Source organism: Klebsiella sp. BIGb0132, assembly GCF_024810075.1.
Lineage (GTDB): Bacteria > Pseudomonadota > Gammaproteobacteria > Enterobacterales > Enterobacteriaceae > Klebsiella > Klebsiella terrigena.
Genome location: NZ_JANUDW010000005.1, coordinates 314935 through 331542 on the forward strand (window position 1 = coordinate 314935; position 16608 = coordinate 331542).

Below are 16608 nucleotides of genomic sequence, written 5' to 3' on the forward strand. Positions count from 1 at the left end.
TCGGGATAATAGCGGGCGGGCGATGGCGGCGCGGACGGGAAAAGAAACGCCCGCATAAGCGGGCGCAGACAGGCTGATGCTGAGAAAGGCGAAAGCGTTATTCGTCTTCTTCGTCGCGCAGCGGGACAATCAGCATATCGACATGTACGGTGTTGATCAGCTGGCGTGCGGAGGACATCAGCTTGCTCCAGAAGTCCTGATGGTGGCCGCAGACGACCAGGTCCATATCGTATTTTTTAATGGCATCAACCAGCACCTGGCCGAGATCGCCGCTGCCGCTCAGGGTTTCCGTAATCGGATAGCCCGCGTTGCCGGAGAGTTCGCTCAGCGCGTGGTGGGTCTCTTCAGAAATGCGTTTCTGCATGTCGCCCAGATTGACGTCGATAAGACCGGTGTAGAGGTCGGAGTAATTCACATCGACGTGGATCAGGGAAACCTTGGCATTGTAGGGACGTGCCATAGAAACGGCTTTCTCTACCAGCACTTTGCTTTCCGGGGAGAGGTCTACTGCAATAAGAATATGTTTGTAAGCCATAGTGTTACTCCTTCCATAAGTTGTCGATGACCGTTGGACCAGACAGCTAGCGCTGCCGCTTCGCCCGCGTCCTGCGTGCTAATTCGCGGGGGTTCAGTCCGTTAAGGACTTAATTGTAGAAGATATTTCTACCTTATAGCGCCCCTCGCGCGCCGTCAATGCGCCTGGTTCACCAAATAGTTAAACAAATATATCCGTCTTATGTATTGATAACGATTAACCTTGTGGTAAAAAAATTAACGGATCTCCTACACTATTTAATGAGCCGATCGAATAAATAAACGTGATTGGTATCGCACTCTTCTATTGTATGGGTCGGGTATTGGGGAGCGCTAGCCCCGGAGACGTCTCCGAGGGTGGGTCGCCGGGGAGGAAGTATGATCAGCACGATTGCGCTGTTTTGGGCCCTGTGTATCGTTTGTGTGGTGAATATGGCACGCTACTTCTCATCATTGCGTGCGTTATTGGTAGTGCTACGTGGTTGCGATCCCTTGTTGTATCAATATGTTGATGGCGGGGGTTTTTTTACCTCTCACGGTCAGCCGGGTAAGCAGATGAGGCTGGTCTGGTATATCTACGGCCAGCGCTACCGCGATCATCATGACGACGAGTTTATTCGCCGCTGTGAACGGGTGCGGCGACAGTTTATTTTGACCAGCGCGCTGTGCGGCCTCGTGGTGGTGAGTATGGTTGCGCTACTTATCTGGCACTGAGCATAAGAAAGGCGGGGCTAGCCTCGCCTTCTTTGCATCGCAGTCAGGGCTTAACTGAGAATCTGAGGTCTGAGATATTGTCCTGGATTGAGATAATCTTGCCGCTGTAAGAGAGGTTCACTTCCCCGTTTTTATCTATGCCGGCACTCGTCAGACTCCCTGTCCCCTCAATCACCGGGCTCTTCTGCGTAAGCTGCTGGATAATTTCTGTATTGCTCCCTGCTATCTCATGCGACAGATAGTAACGATAGATTGTAGGCACCGTTGCGCCACCGCGGCTGTTAACGGTCATATAGAGCCAAACGCCGTCAGACAATTTATAAACACGCTGGAGCTCATCGCTATTTCGCGGGTCGGGCCGGTGGTTCAGCCACACAAATCCGACGATCAGGACCAGTAGTGCCAGCGTAACAAACCGATGGAGCCATCTAATAACCGTTCTGAATGGCATAATCTATCCCTTCTCTGATATTGCGCTGATCCGTAGGGTCATCTCCATAGGGCGGTTTTTCGTACCATTTCCCCCATCCGGGTTTTGAGGTTCCCGCGCGACCCTGAGCCCAACCCGCGCCCATAAGAAGAATGTTTGCAGGAATACCTGCGGCAGTGCCGGTAGCCCCAAAATTGAAATTACCGAACGCTGCGAAATACGGGTCGAATTTTTTATAATCCCACGGGCCGCCATTTCTGACTTTTTGATAAAACCAGTAATACGTTGATGGTGTGGCCATATTACGCGTCATTCCTTGACGGCGTGCTTCACGCATATTGGTCACTATAACGATTGAACCAGGTCCAGGGATGGGGACAGAAGCCATACATTCTCCACTGTGCGGTATTTTATCCTGCCCGGGATGATATTTTTTTTCCTCCAGCGGTTTTGAACAAAAAATGTTCAGATTTTCCTCATGCCAGAAAAAAATTAAGTAAAACAACGGACATAAAAAAAGCGGGTCAGTTTCCTGACCCGCTTTTTTGTCGCTTTTAGCTTCTTAGATAAGCTTCAGCGCTATCCAGTACAGCCCGCCTGACAGCAGAATCGCCGCCGGGAGGGTGAGAACCCACGCCATCAGAATACTGGTGACGGTTTTTCTCTGCAGTCCGCCGCCGTCAACGAGCATCGTCCCTGCAACCGAGGAGGAGAGCACGTGGGTGGTGGAAACCGGCATCCCGGTGTAGCTCGCCAGACCAATCGATACGGCTGCGGTCATCTGGGCCGACATACCCTGTGCGTAGGTCATGCCTTTCTTACCGATCTTCTCGCCGATAGTGGTCGCCACGCGGCGCCAGCCGATCATGGTGCCGATACCTAACGCCAGAGCAACCGCCATAATGATCCAGATTGGCGCGTACTCGATGGTGCTCAGCATATCGGTTTTAAGCTTCTTCAGCAGACGCTTATCATCGCCATTCACTTCCGGCAGCTTCGCGACTTTGTCGGTGGTGTCGGAAATACACAGCATAATGCGGCGCATCTGGCTACGCTGATCGAGAGTGAGCGCGTCGTAGCTTTCGATTCCGGTGAGCATCGTTTTCACGCGGCTAAGCGCGTTGACGGTGTTCGCCGGATGGCAGTGGAACTCGCCCGCGGCGACCGCGCCGGCTTCCGGTGACGGAATCAGCTGGTCAACGCCGGTCGCTTTCTTCAGCAGCTCAGGACGCTGTTCGAAGAAGGTTTCCACGTTATTGACCGCATCGCGGGTACGGGTGATTTCGTAGCCGGAAGCGTTCATGTTAACCACGAAACCTGCCGGCGCTACGCCGATAAGCACCAGCATCACCAGGCCAATGCCCTTCTGGCCGTCGTTCGCGCCGTGCGAGAATGACACGCCTATTGCTGACAGAATCAGCGCAATGCGGGTCCAGAACGGCGGTTTTTTCTTGCCGTCTTTCTTTTCACGTTCAGCAGGCGTCAGGTGGATACGAGCGCGTTTCTTGGTATTGCTCCAGTAGCGGCGCAGAATGAAAATCAGGCCGCCAGCCACCACCAGGCCCACGATAGGCGAGACGATCAGCGAGGCGAAAATACCGATGACTTTCGGGATATTCAGCGCGTCAACCACCGAGGTGCCGGTCATCAATGCATTGGTTAAACCAATCCCGATGATGGCGCCGATCAGCGTATGCGAACTGGAGGCCGGAAGACCAAAGTACCAGGTTCCGAGGTTCCAGATAATAGCCGCCAGCAGCATGGAGAACACCATAGCGAGGCCATGTGCAGAACCCATGTTAAGCAGCAGGTCGGTCGGCAACATATGCACAATGGCATAAGCTACGCTAAGACCACCTAACAGAACGCCGAAAAAGTTGAAGAGAGCCGCCATCGCCACAGCAAGCTGCGACCGCATTGCGCGTGTGTAGATCACAGTTGCAACAGCGTTTGCGGTATCATGAAAACCGTTAATCGCTTCGTAAAACAGCACGAAAGCTAAAGCAAGCAATAGTAATAGCCCGGTATGTAAATCCAGACCGGCAAATAAATGTAGCATAGGACGTTACGCCATTTTGAGGACATGAACGCGGCGCATTATCAGTGACTTTAGCGGCGCGGGCAAAGTGAAATATAGACTTTTTTTGATTTCCCTGCTCTTCAGGTACGACGCGCTTGGGAGTAATCCTATATATTTCAATGATGTAAATAAATACTTAATTTTTCGCGCTGGTGCGACCAGCGTGAAATATTTACAATTCCCGACAATCGGGACATGAGGAAAGCAGTGTGGAAAGGTTTGATGCCATTGTAATCGGCGCCGGAGCGGCGGGAATGTTTTGTGCAGCACAGGCGGGCCAGGCGGGGCTGCGCGTGCTGCTGCTGGATAATGGCAAAAAGCCGGGCCGTAAAATCCTGATGTCCGGCGGCGGGCGCTGCAATTTTACCAATATGTATATCGAGCCGGCGGCCTATCTCAGCCAGAACCCGCATTTTTGCAAGTCGGCGCTGGCGCGCTACACCCAGTGGGATTTTATCGAGCTGGTGGGTAAACACGGCATCGCCTGGCATGAGAAGACGCTCGGCCAGCTGTTCTGCGACGACTCTGCCGAACAGGTGGTCAACCTGCTGCTGGCTGAATGTGAAAAGGGCGGCGTGCAGCTCCGCCTGCGCACGGAGATCCTGAGCGTCGAGCGCGACGACGCGGGCTTCACCCTGCAGCTTAACGGCGAAACGGTGGCGGCGAACAGGCTGGTGGTCGCCTCCGGCGGCCTGTCGATGCCTGGCCTTGGCGCGTCGCCGTTCGGCTACAAGCTGGCCGAACAGTTTGGCCTGACGGTGCTGCCGACCCGCGCCGGGCTGGTGCCTTTTACCCTGCATAAACCGCTGCTCGAGCAGCTGCAGATGCTCTCCGGCGTGTCGGTGCCATCGACCATTACCGCCGAGAACGGCACGGTTTTCCGCGAGAATCTGCTGTTTACCCATCGCGGACTCTCCGGTCCGGCGGTGCTGCAAATTTCCAGCTACTGGCAGTCGGGAGAATTCGTCAGCATCAATCTGCTGCCGGACTGCAGTCTCGACGACTTCCTCAACCAGCAGCGGGCAGAGCATCCGAATCAAAGCCTGAAAAATACCCTCGCCATGCAGCTGCCGAAGCGTCTGGTCGAGTGCCTGCAGCAGCTGGGGCAGATCCCGGACGTCACGCTGAAGCAGCTCAACCTCCGCGAGCAGGAGGCGCTGGTGGAGACGCTGACCGCCTGGCGCGTGCAGCCCAACGGCACCGAGGGCTATCGGACGGCGGAGGTGACCCTCGGCGGCGTGGATACCAACGAACTCTCCTCCCGCACGATGGAAGCGCGGAAAGTGCCCGGGCTCTATTTTATCGGCGAAGTGATGGACGTCACCGGCTGGCTCGGCGGCTATAACTTCCAGTGGGCGTGGGCCTCCGCCTGGGCCTGCGCGCAGGCGCTGGCCCAGAAGTAGGGCGCTACTCCCCGGCGGCAGAAGGCGGCGTAAACAGCGCCTGCCAGGCGCGCGCCGCCCCGTTAATCTCCTCTTTGCGGCTAACCCGGATCAGGTTGGCGCAGAGCTCCGGGGCATCCAGCGGGCGATAGACGATGCCCGGAATGCCGACCTGCACCACCGGCTCGGGGACCAGCGCCACGCCCAGCCCGGCGCCGGCCATCGCCAGCACGCTCAGCGTCCCCGAGGCGCGCGAGACGAGGTGATTTTCCCTGCCGTCGAGCGCCCGCAGCGTTGACGCCAGCCGCGCGTCCGCATCGTGGCTGGCGTAGAGGATCAGCGCTTCGTCCGCCAGCATCTCAACGGTCAGCCGCGGGTGAGCGGCCAGCGGGCTCTCTTCATTCATCGCCACGAACCGCTGCCAGCTGCCGACCGCCTCGCGGCGCAGCGCCGGGTGGTTTGCGCCTTGAAAATCAGGCAGATAGCCAATATCCAGCTGGTCATGCAGAATGGCTTCAATTTGCTGATGCGGCTCCAGCTCCTGCACCCTGAGCTCCGCCTGCGGATAGCGCTGGTGGAAGAGCCGCATATCGGCAATCAGCCGCCCGCTGAGCACCGCGTTACCGGCAAAGCCGACCCGCACCTGGCCCATCTCCCCTTTGAGCGACCGTTCGACCATTAAGCGACTATGCTCAGTCTGGGCGAGGATATTTTGCGCCTGAACCTGCAGCAGCTTTCCGGCTTCGGTAAGCGTCACCCGCCGGCTGGAGCGGATAAATAGCGCGCCTCCCAGCTCGTTTTCGAGGTCTTTAATCTGCTTGCTCAGCGCGGGCTGCACGATGTGCAGGCGCTCGGCGGCGCGGCCGAAATGGCTCTCCTCGGCGACGGCCAAAAAGTAGCGCAGGTGGCGTAGTTCCATAGGGACCCTCATTCATCACTTAAAGTGATTGATCGATGAAATCTGTATATTTGAGTTTATTGGATCGCGGGCACAAACTACACCCCGTTCACTAATCGGAGAGAGCAACATGCATAGCCAACTGCAGGACCGCCAGCAGCTTAACGACCTGATGACAGGCTGGATCCATCGCGATCTGAGCGAATGGGATAAATTACGCGAGCTGTTTCACCCGGACGGAACGATAGAAATTACCTGGTTTGAAGGGCTGGCCAGCGATTTTATCGATGGCTCGATGCGAATGGGCGCCTCTGAGCTGCGGACCCGGCACCTTATTAGCTCCCCGATCGTGCAGTTCAGCGACGACGGCAGCCGCGCGATCCTCGAAACCTGCGCCATGATTATTGCGGAAAATACCCGGCTGAATATCGGCTGCGAGTGCCACAACCGTTTTTACGATATGGCGGAAAAGCGCGACGGCGTGTGGCGGCTATTCCACCGGCAGAGTATCTACGATATGGGGACCTTTACCTTCCCGCTGGGGCCGACTGAGATTGATTCGGCGCTGGCGGCAAAGTATCCGCGCGAATACGCCGCGCTGGGCTATCTGCTTGAGCAGAGCGGTTTTCCGGTACAGCGGGTTTTTGCCACCCGAGGCAGCGACCAGGAGCGGGAGATGAAAGCCGCAGGCATGCGCTGGCTTTCGGCATAGCGTGGGCAAAGCGGGCCGCCGGGCGCGAGCCGGCGGGCCCGTACGCCGTCAGTTCAGACCAAGAAAGTACTGGGCGATTTTGAAGTAGATGATAAGCCCGGTGCCGTCGATCAGGGTGGCGATAAACGGCGCGGAGACTACCGCCGGGTCGATACCGACGCGCTTGAGCACCATCGGGATCACCGACGATACCAGCGCGCTCCACAGCGTAATGCACACCAGCGTCAGGCTGACGATCAGGGTGATTTCCATCCCGATGCCCATCATCCAGGCGCGCAGGCATCCCGCCAGCCCGAGCGTGAGGGCGATCAGCAGCGACGTTGAGACCTCTTTGCGGATAACCCGTCCCATATCGCGCAGCCGCACTTCGCCCAGCGCCATAGAGCGCACCAGCGTGGAGGTGATCTGCGTGCCGCTGTTGCCGCCGGTGCCGATCAGCAGCGGGATAAAGAAGGCCAGCGCAATGGCCGACTCCAGCGCCTCTTCAAAGTGCTGGATAACGCTGCTGGTGTAGGCTTCGGCGACGAACAGCAGCAGCAGCCAGACCGAACGCTTCTTCCACAGCGTCCACGGGCTTATCTCCAGATAGGGCTTCTCCAGCGGCAGCGTCGCGCCCTGCAGATGTGCGTCTTCGGTGACCTCATCTTCCAGCAGATGGGCGATCTCCTTCTCCATCAGGCAGCCCACCAGCTCGCCTTTTTCGACCACCGGCACCAGGTTGAGCCCGCGTTCTCCCAGTTCGGCCACCACCTGCTGGCGCTCATCATCGGGCTTTACGCGGAACAGGCAGCTGTCCATTAAGTAGCGAATGGGCTGCGTGGTATCGCTCTCCTGCAGCAGTTTTTTAATCGACAGGCTGCCGCGCAGCTTCCTGCCGGCGACGACGAAAACCTGGCCTGGGATATCGTCGCTGGTGAGCTGCGAGACAAAGCGCTCCCGCGCTTCATGAACGCTGAGCTGCTCCGGCAGCGTAATAAAGTCGGTACGCATGTACTGGGCGATGGCATCGCCGTCGAAGGCGGCGTTAGCCGGATGGGTGGCGCAGTGTTGGATGGATGACATGGTGTAATTCCCTATAAAAAATCACTCATAGGGGCGAACAAGACAGGATGAGCACAGGCAGATCCCTACGTCCTGGTTTTAGCACTGTACAACGTATCCGTCCGGCACGAATGCCGTCAGAAGTTACCTTGGCAACACCTTGATTCGATGGATGCCTGTATTTCCCTGAGTGGTCTCTCTCGATACCAGCAGGGCGGTAACTTATATTTGTGCAGGAGCCTCGCCATAACGAGATCGTTAAATGAGGCGCCATTATTCACGAAAAGAGATAGTTAACCAGGTTGATAATTCAACATGTTTATCAACTGTTGATAAACGGCGGCGGTTTTGTTTACCGATCCGCCGTTGCGTTCCCGCCGAACGCGAGGCTAGGAGTGGGCGTGCTCCTCCTCCGCGGTCAGGCAGTGCAAATGCCCGTGGCGCACGCCGCGCTGGGCAATCACCTCATCGGCGAAGTGCTGCACTTCGCCCATTTCCCCTTTCAGTACCGCAATCTCGAGGCAGTCATCGTGGCTGATGTGCACATGCAGCGTGGCGACGGAGAGATCGTGGTGATGGTGCTGGGTGGCAATCAGCCGGCTCGCCAGCTCGCGCTTCTCGTGCTCGTACACGTAGGAGAGCACCGCGTAGCCGCGCTGTTCACTCTTTTGCGCGTGTTCATGCATCAGGGTATTGCGCAAAATATCGCGCACCGCTTCCGAGCGGTTGTTATAGCCCCGCTGTTCGCTGAGCGCATCAAGGGTGGCAAGAAGCTCATCATCAAGGGTCAGGGTTACGCGCTGCATGGCTGTTTCTCTTTGGTCAGGGAGGCTGGAAAAGCGGGAAGTACCGCGCGCTGTAGCGCCCGACCCGCGGTGGACTGAAGACGCAGCGGTGAGCTTATCTCCGTCGTTTCAACAATTTGCCCGCTCTCCATCACCATCACCCGCTGGCAAAAGCGTTCGACCAGCCGCAGGTCATGGGTGATAAACAGGCAGGCGGTGGAAAACTGAGCCTGCAGACGCTTGAGGAGGGCAAGGATCTCCGCCTGCAGGACGAGATCCAGATTCGACACCGCCTCATCAAGGATCAGCAGCTGCGGCCGCACCACCAGCGCCCGGGCCAGGCACACGCGCTGGAGCTGGCCGCCGCTGAGCTGCAGCGGGCGCTTGTGGAGCAGGTCAGCGCTGAGATCGACCGCCTGCAGCATCGCCTTCACCTGCGCCGTGCGCTCATCGCGGGAGTAGCGGAACAGGTGGCGCAGCGGTTCGCTGATAATCTCCAGCACCGTTTTACGCGGATTCACCGCGCTCAGCGGGTCCTGAAAAACCAGCTGGATATCGCGGCGAAAGGTGCGCAGAGCCTCGTCCTTCAGGGCCGGGAGCGGGGTATCGCGCCAGGCGATAACGCCGCAATCGGGTGATTCCAGCCCCACCAGCATGCGTGCGAGGGTGCTTTTGCCGCAGCCGCTGCGGCCGAGCAGGGCCACCGTCTCCCCCGGCGCGATGCTGAGGTTGATCTGCTGCAGCACCGCCGGGTGATGCGGGTAATCGTGGCTGACGCCAGTGACGTTAAGTAAATTCACGCTCTGCTCTCCATTCCATACAGCGCCAGGTGCGCCGCCAGCAGCCGTCGGCTGACCGGATGCCGCGGGGCGCTGAACAAGGTTGCCACGTCGCAGCGCTCGACGATACGACCCTCGTCCATCACCGCGACCTCGTGCGCCAGCCGTGCCACCACGCCCATATCGTGCGTAATCAGCAGCAGGCCCTGGCCGCGGCTGGTGACGATCTCCTCCAGCAGGTCAAGAATGCGCGCCTGGGCGACGGCATCGAGGTCGGTGGTGGGCTCATCGGCAAAGATAAACGGCGCCTCGCTCAGCACGGCCAGGGCAATCATCATCCGCTGCAGCATGCCGCCGCTCATCTCGAAGGGGTAGCGCCTGAGCAGCTGGGCGGGATTCTCCAGCCCCACCGCCTGCAGGGCGGTGATAAATGCCGCCTCATCCGGCGGCCGGCCGACGGCGCGGCAGGTTTCCCTGGCGTGAGCCGCCATGGTGTGCAGCGGGTTAAAGGCGCTGCGAGGATTCTGCATGATGGTGGCGACGGTGGCGCCGCGCAGCTGCCTGCCGTGGACCGGTATTCCGTCGAGCAGGATGCGCCCGGCGCTCTGCCTGACGCCGGGCGGCAGAACCTCAAGGGCCGCGGCGCAGGTCAGCGATTTTCCGCAGCCGCTGCTGCCGAGCAGCGCCAGCACCCGGCCGCGCCGCAGCGTTAGCGACAGATCGTGGACCAGCGGCCGCTCGGCGTGGAGGGTGAACTGCTCGAGCTCGATCTTCTGTGGCATCAGTGGCTATGCTCCGCGATCAGGTGAGGATCGAGACGATCGCGCAGCGCGTCGCCCACCAGGTTAAAGGCCATCACGCTGATAAACAGCGCCAGGCCCGGCCACAGCATCTGCAGCGGCTGGGTCCAGATATACTGGCGCGCGTCGTTAATCATCACTCCCCACTCGGCGGTTGGCGCGCTGACGCCAAGGCCAAGGAACGACATTCCGGCGACGTGCAGCATCATATGGCCGATATCGAGGGTGGCGAGCACCAGCAGCGACGGCACCACCGCGCCCGCCAGATGATCGACAAAGACGCGGACATGCCCCGCCCCGCAAAGCCGGGAGGCGAGCACAAACTCACGCTGGCGTAGCGAAATCGTCAGGCTGCGCACCATCCGCGCGTACCATGCCCAGTGCGACAGGGCGATGGCGATAATCACGTTAGTCAGCCCGGTACCCAGTACGCCCACCATGAAAAACGACAGGATAGAGGTCGGGAAGGTCATAAACATATCGGCAACCCGCATGGTGAGCTGATCGACCCGGCCGCCCATCAGCCCGGCGCAGCCGCCGATGATCAGCCCCAGCGCCAGCACCAGCAGCAGGCAGGCCAGCACCGCGCCGAGAGAAACCCGCGTGGCGGCCAGCAGGCGGGAAAAAATATCGCGTCCCAGGTGGTCGGTTCCCAGCCAGTGCCGGGCGTCCGGCGAGAGCAGGCGTGACGGTAAATCAACGGCCTGCGGGTCGTAGGGCAGCCACCACTGGGCGGTGAGGGCGATCGGCACCAGCAGGATAATGGCGATCAGCGCCAGGCGAACCGGCCAGCGGGCAGAAAGAAAAAGGTTCACGGGTGCGCTCCTTCATGGCGGCGAATACGCGGGTCCAGCGCGGCGTTGAGCAGGTCAACCGTCAGGTTGCAGAGCGCAAATACCACCACCATCACCAGCGTGAAGCACTGGATAACCGGGTAGTCGCGGTTAAAGATGGCCGACACCGCGTAGCGCCCGATGCCCGGCCAGGCAAAGATATTTTCGATAATCATCGTGCCGCCAATCAGCTCGGCAATATGCATCCCGATAGCGGTCACCACGGGCAGCGAGGCGTTGCGCAGGATATGGCGGCGTTCGGTTTGCCTGTCGCTCAGCCCGCGCAGCCGCGCCCAGGTGACGTGGCGCTGGCCAGCAACCTCCAGCATGCTGGCGCGCAGCAGGCGGGCGTTAATGGCCAGCGACATCAGGGCTATCGACGCTGCGGGCAGAATAAGGTGTCGCCAGCCGCCGTAGCCCAGCGCCGGCAGCCACTGCAAATAGACCGAAAAAAGCATCACCAGCAGGAAGGCGAGCCAGAAGTTGGGCATCGAAACGCCGAGAAAGGCGATCGCCCGCACGATGAAATCCGCCGGGCGGTCGCGATGGCGGGCGGCCCAAATCCCCAGCGGCACGGAGGTCAGCAGGATAATAACCAGCGCCGCGCCCGCCAGCTGCAGCGTGGCGGGCAGGAAGTGCATCACGTCGTCGAGCACCGGCCGCTGGGTGGCGAAGGAGAGGCCAAAATCGAGATGCAGCGCCTTCCACAGCCAGCTGGCGTACTGGGCGACGAGCGGCTGGTCCAGCCCGAGCATCGCGCGGGTGGAGGCCACCATCTCCGGCGTCGGCGGAAGATTTGACAGGCGCAGATAGTCCAGCGCCGGGTCGCCGGTTCCGAGACGCAGCATGAGAAAGATAATGACCGAGGCGGCGAAAATCATCGGTATCAGCAGCAGGATGCGCCGCAGTACGTAGCGCCGCATCAGGGCTGCTCCGGCCGGATCTGTTCGAACGGAATCTCAGCGGCGATGGCAGCGTAGGGGATCGTACCGAGCTCGGGTTTTGCCACCACCATCATCGAGACGTAGCTGATGGGCAGATAGACCGCATCGTTGTGCAGGCGGGTCAGGATGTCGCGATACAGCGTCTGGCGCTGGGTTTCGTCGGTAGTCGTCAGCACCTTGCCAATCTGCTGGTCGATAAGCGCCTTATCGGCTAACCCCTGCTGGGCCTGATAGTCGGCGTGAGAGGGGACGCGCATTGAGCTCATAAAGGCGTGTGGATCGTACGGCGCGCCCCAGGTGCGGTTAAAAATCATGCCGAAGCGCCCGTCGCGCTGGCGGGCATAAATGCTGCTCTCTTCTTCGCCGTTCAGCACGACGTCGACGCCAACCTGGCGCATATCGGCCTGCATAATTTCGGCCATGGATTTGCTCAGGGCGTCGGTGCCGATAAACGACATCTCGATGCGCAGCGGCTGGCCATTTTTGCGACGGATCTGCTCGCCCGCGGGCTTCAGCCAGCCGGCTTTCTCCAGCAGGGCGTTAGCCTGCTGCGGATCGTAGCGGCGCGGGGTCAGGCCGATATTGGCATAGGGGACCGAAGGGGCGAACAGCGTATCGGCGACCTGCTGGGTGCCGTACAGCGCGTTGTCGATCAGCGACTTTTTGTTGACCGCATAGTTGAGCGCTTCCCGCACCGCCAGCTCATTAGTGGGCGCTTTGGCAGAGTTAAGCGCCAGCATCACCGTTTCGACGGGCTGAGAAAGCTGGGTGCGCCAGGCCGGGCTATGGCTGAAACGCGCGAAGGTATCCAGCGGCAGCAGGCCCTCGTTGCCGTAGAGCAGATCGATATCGCCGGTTTCAAAGGCGACGGCGCGGGTCATCGGGTCCGGGATCACCTTCACGGTCACCTGGTCAATCGCCGGTTTTTCGCCCCAGTAGCGTGGGTTACGCACCAGCACGTCAAGCTGGTTGAGCTTCGTGGTTTTCAGCACCCACGGCCCGGTGCCGATGGGCGCCTTAATGCCGTGAACGGTGCCGCCGTCAACAAACTGTGACGGGGCGATAAAGCGGAACGGACGCGGCAGCGCCAGCTCCTGCAGAAAAGGGTAGTAGGCGCTTTTCAGGGTAATTTGCAGCTGGGTATCGCTCAGCGCCCTGACATCGCTAATCTGATTGGTCAGCTCGAGCCAGGCGTGGCGCTGCCTGTTCGCCAGCACCGCCTGAAAATTGGCTACCGCCGCCTGGGCGTTAAACGGCTCGCCGTTAGAGAACTGCACGTCACTGCGCAGGGTAAACAGCCAGACCTTGCCGTCCGCGGAGTGGGTCCAGCGGCTCGCCAGCCACGGCTTGACCGAGCCATCCTGCTGATATTTGACCAGCGGCTCGTAGACCATGCTTTGGGCGAACATCTGGTTGGGCGTATAGAGGTGGGGATTCAGGGGGCCGACGTTTACCGGCCAGGCGGTGACGACTTCGCGCGCGGCGGCGCCGGTTAGCAGAGGCAGACAGAGGCAAACCGCCGTCAGAAGGGGGCGGAAGAGGGTGCGGAGGATCGACAAGGCGTTAATCTCAGTGAGCAGAAAAGTATGATGATTTTAATAATTCATCATACTTTAGGAGTAACTCAGATCAATCAATGGCCCGATAGTATAAGAAAATCATATAGACGCGGTGCCATCAGGGTGCCTGAAGAGATCCAGCAGCGTGGCGAGCTGTTCATCAATGGGGGCGACATCGCGCTTAACGATCAGGTGCAGCGGGGTCGCGCGGCGGGCGCCGTGGCTCAGCGGCAGCGGCTTCAGCTCCCCCTGGGCGAGCTGTTGGCGAATGCGCTCTTCGGGTAGCCAGCCGAAACCGACCTGATAGAGCACGGCGTCAATCGCGGCATCAATGGTGGAGAAGGTCCACGCGTCGCGGCCCGGCTGGCGCTCGTTGTGGCGATCGGCGATTTGCACCAGCGGCCAGCGGGCGAGGGCGCTATCGTCCAGCGGCCCGTCGAGGGCGACAAGCGGATGGTCCCGGTGGGCCACGGCGATAAAATCGATGTTCATCAGCCACTCGCCGCGGCCGGTAATATCCTGGCGGCGGGTGAGCACCATCACGTCAGCCTCGCTGTGCGCCGCGCTCTCGTCGCCGACGTTTTCCAGCACCTCCGTTAGCCTGACCTGGGTTTGCGGGTAGCGCTGCTGGAACTGGCGCAGAATAGCAAACAGCCGCTGGCGAGGAAAAATGCTGTCGACCACCAGATCGAGCCTGCTGCGGGCGCCGTTGCGCAGCGCAACAGCGTGATTTTCAACGTAGTAAAAGGCCTGCAGCAGCGGCTTAACCTGGGCGAGCAGCAGCTCGCCCGCCGGCGTTAATACCGCGCGGCGTCCGGATGGCGTCAGCAGCGTCACCCCCAGCCTCTCCTGCAGCAGGGCGAGGTTGTAGCTGACCGACGACTGGCTGCGATGGGTCTCCTCCGCGGCCCTGGCGAAGCTGCCCAGGGCGATAACCTTCTCCAGCAGAGCCCATTGTTCGAGCGTTGTCTTATGCATAACTCATCTAAAAAGTGGATGGATTCAATCCAAACATAGCGTTATTCATTCATTTTTTAAAGCAGTACGCTGGATTCCAACAACAGAGGAGCAAGCACAATGAACGCTTTTGACAAACACGATTTGAGCGGTTTTATCGGCAAACATCTGGTTTATACCTACGATAATGGGTGGAACTACGAAATTTACGTCAAAAATGGCCACACCCTCGACTACCGTATTCATAGCGGGATCGTCGGCAATCGGTGGGTGAAAGATCAGCAGGCCTTTATCGTACGAGTGGGCGCCAGCATCTATAAAATCTCGTGGACCGAACCAACCGGGACCGACGTCAGCCTGATCGTTAATCTCGGCGATCGGCTGTTTCACGGCACCATCTTCTTTCCGCGCTGGGTTATCAACGATCCGCAAAAAACCGTCTGCTTCCAGAATGAGCATATTCCGCTGATGGAGTCTTACCGCGCCGCCGGTCCGGCCTATCCGACGGAAGTGATTGATGAGTTTGCGACAATTACCTTTGTTCGCGACTGCGGCGCCAATAATGACGCTGTTATTAATTGTCCCGCTAATCAATTACCGGCTGATTTTCCTGCAAACTTGTAATATTCCGGAAATAATTTTGTGATCTACATTAGATTTTATCGTTAGCAGCATCGCGTAAAGTTATATTTATTCTTTAACGGTTTAATGTTTGTTTACTTTACCACCCCCGAGCTCCTGGCCTGCCCTGGGACAGGAGCCGAATCCCGCTCTCAAAACAGCCATCACAATTAATAAACTTATTTATAAAACAACTGGTTGTATTGCCGATCGCCAACTATATTAATTTCTTAATATTATCCTAAGCAACCCCGTCTAAATTAAATAACGTCAAATACCCTGCAATAGAAATGTGGCATTGAAAGAATTTCATTTTCATTTTGTTTAAGTCCGCTGGCGCAGGATATTTTTTTCTACCGGCCTGAGTTGGATCGGGCCAAATACAGAGCAGGAAAATGATGAGCGAATTTTTGCCGTTTTCGCGCCCGTCTATGGGTGACGCAGAGCTGGCCGCGCTGCGTGAAGTTTTGCAATCAGGTTGGATCACCACCGGGCCGAAAAATCAGGCGCTGGAAGAAGCCTTCTGCACGCTGACCGGCAACCGTCACGCGGTGGCGGTCAGCTCGGCGACCGGCGGCATGCACGTGACGCTGATGGCGCTGGGCATCGGCGCCGGCGATGAGGTGATCACCCCTTCACAGACCTGGGTCTCGACCCTGAACATGATCTGCCTGCTGGGCGCGACGCCGGTGATGATCGACGTCGATCGCGATAACCTGATGATTACCGCTGACGCGGTCGAAGCGGCGATTACTCCCCGCACCAGGGCTATCGTTCCCGTGCATTACGCCGGCGCTCCGGCGGATATCGACGCGATTCGCGCCGTCGGCGAACGCCACGGCATCGCGGTGATTGAAGATGCCGCCCACGCGGCGGGGACGTACTACAAGGGCCGCCACGTCGGCAGCCGCGGTACCGCAATCTTCTCCTTCCACGCCATTAAAAATATGACCTGCGCCGAAGGCGGGCTGGTCGTCACCGATGACGACGAGCTGGCTGCGCGTATCCGTAGCCTCAAATTCCACGGCCTTGGCGTTGACGCCTACGACCGTCAGACCCTCGGGCGCGCCCCGCAGGCGGAGGTGATCTCCCCGGGCTTCAAGTACAACCTCGCCGACATCAACGCCGCGCTGGCGCTGGTGCAGCTGGATAAGTTGCCGCACGCCAACCAGCGTCGCGCTGACATCGCCCGCCGCTATCTGAGCGAGCTGGCGGATACCCCGTTCGCGCCGCTGCAGGTGCCGAACTGGGAGCACCAGCACGCCTGGCACCTGTTTATTATTCGCGTCGATGAGGCCCTCTGCGGTATTAATCGCGATGCCTTAATGGAGCAGCTGAAAGCCATGGGGATCGGCACCGGCCTGCATTTCCGCGCGGCGCATACGCAAAAATATTACCGCGAGCGCTTCCCGGCGCTGTCATTGCCAAACACGGAATGGAACAGCGCGCGCATTTGTTCACTCCCGCTGTTCCCGGATATGACCGATGACGACGTCACTCGCGTTATCTCCGCTCTGCACCAGCTGTCAGGACGTTAAT

18 protein-coding genes and 1 riboswitch are annotated in these 16608 nt (G+C 59.0%); of the genes, 5 read left to right on the plus strand and 13 right to left on the minus strand.

The genetic code is table 11. The features are described from left to right. Window positions 1-97: 97 nt before the first annotated feature. Window positions 98-535: a universal stress protein UspA gene (uspA, locus tag M2416_RS16400; RefSeq protein WP_041143102.1), complete on the minus strand. Its 438-nt coding sequence runs from the start codon at window positions 533-535 to the stop codon at window positions 98-100. Window positions 536-912: 377 nt separating this feature from the next. On the opposite strand from uspA, the gene uspB reads away from it, so the two are divergent. After that, window positions 913-1248, plus strand: coding sequence for a universal stress protein UspB (gene uspB, locus M2416_RS16405; protein ID WP_041143101.1), 336 nt, complete (start codon window positions 913-915; stop codon window positions 1246-1248). A gap of 43 nt (window positions 1249-1291) precedes the next feature. Here uspB and M2416_RS16410 read toward each other — a convergent pair whose 3' ends face one another. The 3 genes from M2416_RS16410 to pitA form a co-directional block, all read right to left on the minus strand. Further along, entirely contained in the window at window positions 1292-1699 is a 408-nt protein-coding gene (locus tag M2416_RS16410) for a hypothetical protein (protein WP_076946206.1), read from the minus strand. Then, window positions 1677-2066, minus strand: coding sequence for a polymorphic toxin type 44 domain-containing protein (locus M2416_RS16415; protein WP_076946330.1), 390 nt, complete (start codon window positions 2064-2066; stop codon window positions 1677-1679). Before M2416_RS16415 ends, M2416_RS16410 begins: the two co-directional genes overlap by 23 nt. Before the next feature lie 174 nt (window positions 2067-2240). Then, entirely contained in the window at window positions 2241-3737 is a 1497-nt protein-coding gene (gene pitA, locus M2416_RS16420; RefSeq protein ID WP_076946205.1) for an inorganic phosphate transporter PitA, read from the minus strand. A gap of 230 nt (window positions 3738-3967) precedes the next feature. Between pitA and M2416_RS16425 the strand changes: the two genes are divergently transcribed. After that, entirely contained in the window at window positions 3968-5161 is a 1194-nt protein-coding gene (locus tag M2416_RS16425; protein ID WP_259225747.1) for a BaiN/RdsA family NAD(P)/FAD-dependent oxidoreductase, read from the plus strand. A gap of 4 nt (window positions 5162-5165) precedes the next feature. On the opposite strand, the gene M2416_RS16430 is transcribed toward M2416_RS16425, so the two are convergent. Beyond that, on the minus strand, window positions 5166-6059 hold the full coding sequence (locus tag M2416_RS16430) for a LysR substrate-binding domain-containing protein (protein WP_259225749.1): 894 nt from the start codon (window positions 6057-6059) through the stop codon (window positions 5166-5168). A 109-nt stretch (window positions 6060-6168) separates the two neighbouring features. On the opposite strand from M2416_RS16430, the gene M2416_RS16435 reads away from it, so the two are divergent. Next, a complete protein-coding gene (locus tag M2416_RS16435) occupies window positions 6169-6750 on the plus strand; it encodes a nuclear transport factor 2 family protein (RefSeq protein ID WP_259225750.1) in 582 nt (193 codons plus the stop codon). Window positions 6751-6798: 48 nt separating this feature from the next. Here the strand turns inward: M2416_RS16435 and M2416_RS16440 are convergent, their stop codons facing one another. The 8 genes from M2416_RS16440 to M2416_RS16475 all read right to left on the minus strand — a co-directional run bounded on the left by M2416_RS16440 (window position 6799) and on the right by M2416_RS16475 (window position 14469). Then, window positions 6799-7812 (minus strand): magnesium transporter, encoded by a 1014-nt coding sequence (locus M2416_RS16440; protein WP_076946201.1) that lies wholly within the window; start codon window positions 7810-7812, stop codon window positions 6799-6801. A gap of 56 nt (window positions 7813-7868) precedes the next feature. Beyond that, a riboswitch (M-box (ykoK) riboswitch) is annotated at window positions 7869-8052 on the minus strand. Between the two features lie 128 nt (window positions 8053-8180). Continuing rightward, on the minus strand, window positions 8181-8597 hold the full coding sequence (nikR, locus tag M2416_RS16445; protein WP_076946200.1) for a nickel-responsive transcriptional regulator NikR: 417 nt from the start codon (window positions 8595-8597) through the stop codon (window positions 8181-8183). After that, window positions 8585-9376: a nickel import ATP-binding protein NikE gene (gene nikE, locus M2416_RS16450; RefSeq protein ID WP_259225752.1), complete on the minus strand. Its 792-nt coding sequence runs from the start codon at window positions 9374-9376 to the stop codon at window positions 8585-8587. Before nikE ends, nikR begins: the two co-directional genes overlap by 13 nt. Next, a complete protein-coding gene (gene nikD / locus M2416_RS16455) occupies window positions 9373-10137 on the minus strand; it encodes a nickel import ATP-binding protein NikD (RefSeq protein WP_259225753.1) in 765 nt (254 codons plus the stop codon). Before nikD ends, nikE begins: the two co-directional genes overlap by 4 nt. After that, window positions 10137-10970 carry a nickel ABC transporter permease subunit NikC gene (gene nikC, locus M2416_RS16460; RefSeq protein WP_259225756.1) on the minus strand — a complete coding sequence of 278 codons (834 nt, stop codon included), beginning with the start codon at window positions 10968-10970 and terminating at the stop codon, window positions 10137-10139. The genes nikD and nikC overlap by 1 nt, the downstream gene beginning before the upstream one ends. After that, entirely contained in the window at window positions 10967-11911 is a 945-nt protein-coding gene (gene nikB, locus M2416_RS16465) for a nickel ABC transporter permease subunit NikB (RefSeq protein ID WP_076946196.1), read from the minus strand. The genes nikC and nikB overlap by 4 nt, the downstream gene beginning before the upstream one ends. After that, window positions 11911-13485 carry a nickel ABC transporter substrate-binding protein gene (nikA, locus tag M2416_RS16470; protein ID WP_139339418.1) on the minus strand — a complete coding sequence of 525 codons (1575 nt, stop codon included), beginning with the start codon at window positions 13483-13485 and terminating at the stop codon, window positions 11911-11913. Before nikA ends, nikB begins: the two co-directional genes overlap by 1 nt. A 105-nt stretch (window positions 13486-13590) precedes the next feature. After that, window positions 13591-14469 (minus strand): LysR family transcriptional regulator, encoded by an 879-nt coding sequence (locus M2416_RS16475; protein ID WP_041143092.1) that lies wholly within the window; start codon window positions 14467-14469, stop codon window positions 13591-13593. Window positions 14470-14568: 99 nt separating this feature from the next. On the opposite strand from M2416_RS16475, the gene M2416_RS16480 reads away from it, so the two are divergent. Together M2416_RS16480 and arnB are read left to right on the plus strand one after the other, a co-directional pair. After that, the gene (locus M2416_RS16480; protein ID WP_041143091.1) at window positions 14569-15072 is read left to right on the plus strand and encodes a phenolic acid decarboxylase; all 504 of its coding nucleotides are present in this window, start codon (window positions 14569-14571) and stop codon (window positions 15070-15072) included. A gap of 395 nt (window positions 15073-15467) precedes the next feature. After that, complete coding sequence (arnB, locus tag M2416_RS16485; protein WP_076946193.1) at window positions 15468-16607, plus strand: UDP-4-amino-4-deoxy-L-arabinose aminotransferase; 1140 nt, start codon at window positions 15468-15470, stop codon at window positions 16605-16607. The last annotated feature ends 1 nt before the right edge of the window (window position 16608 follow it).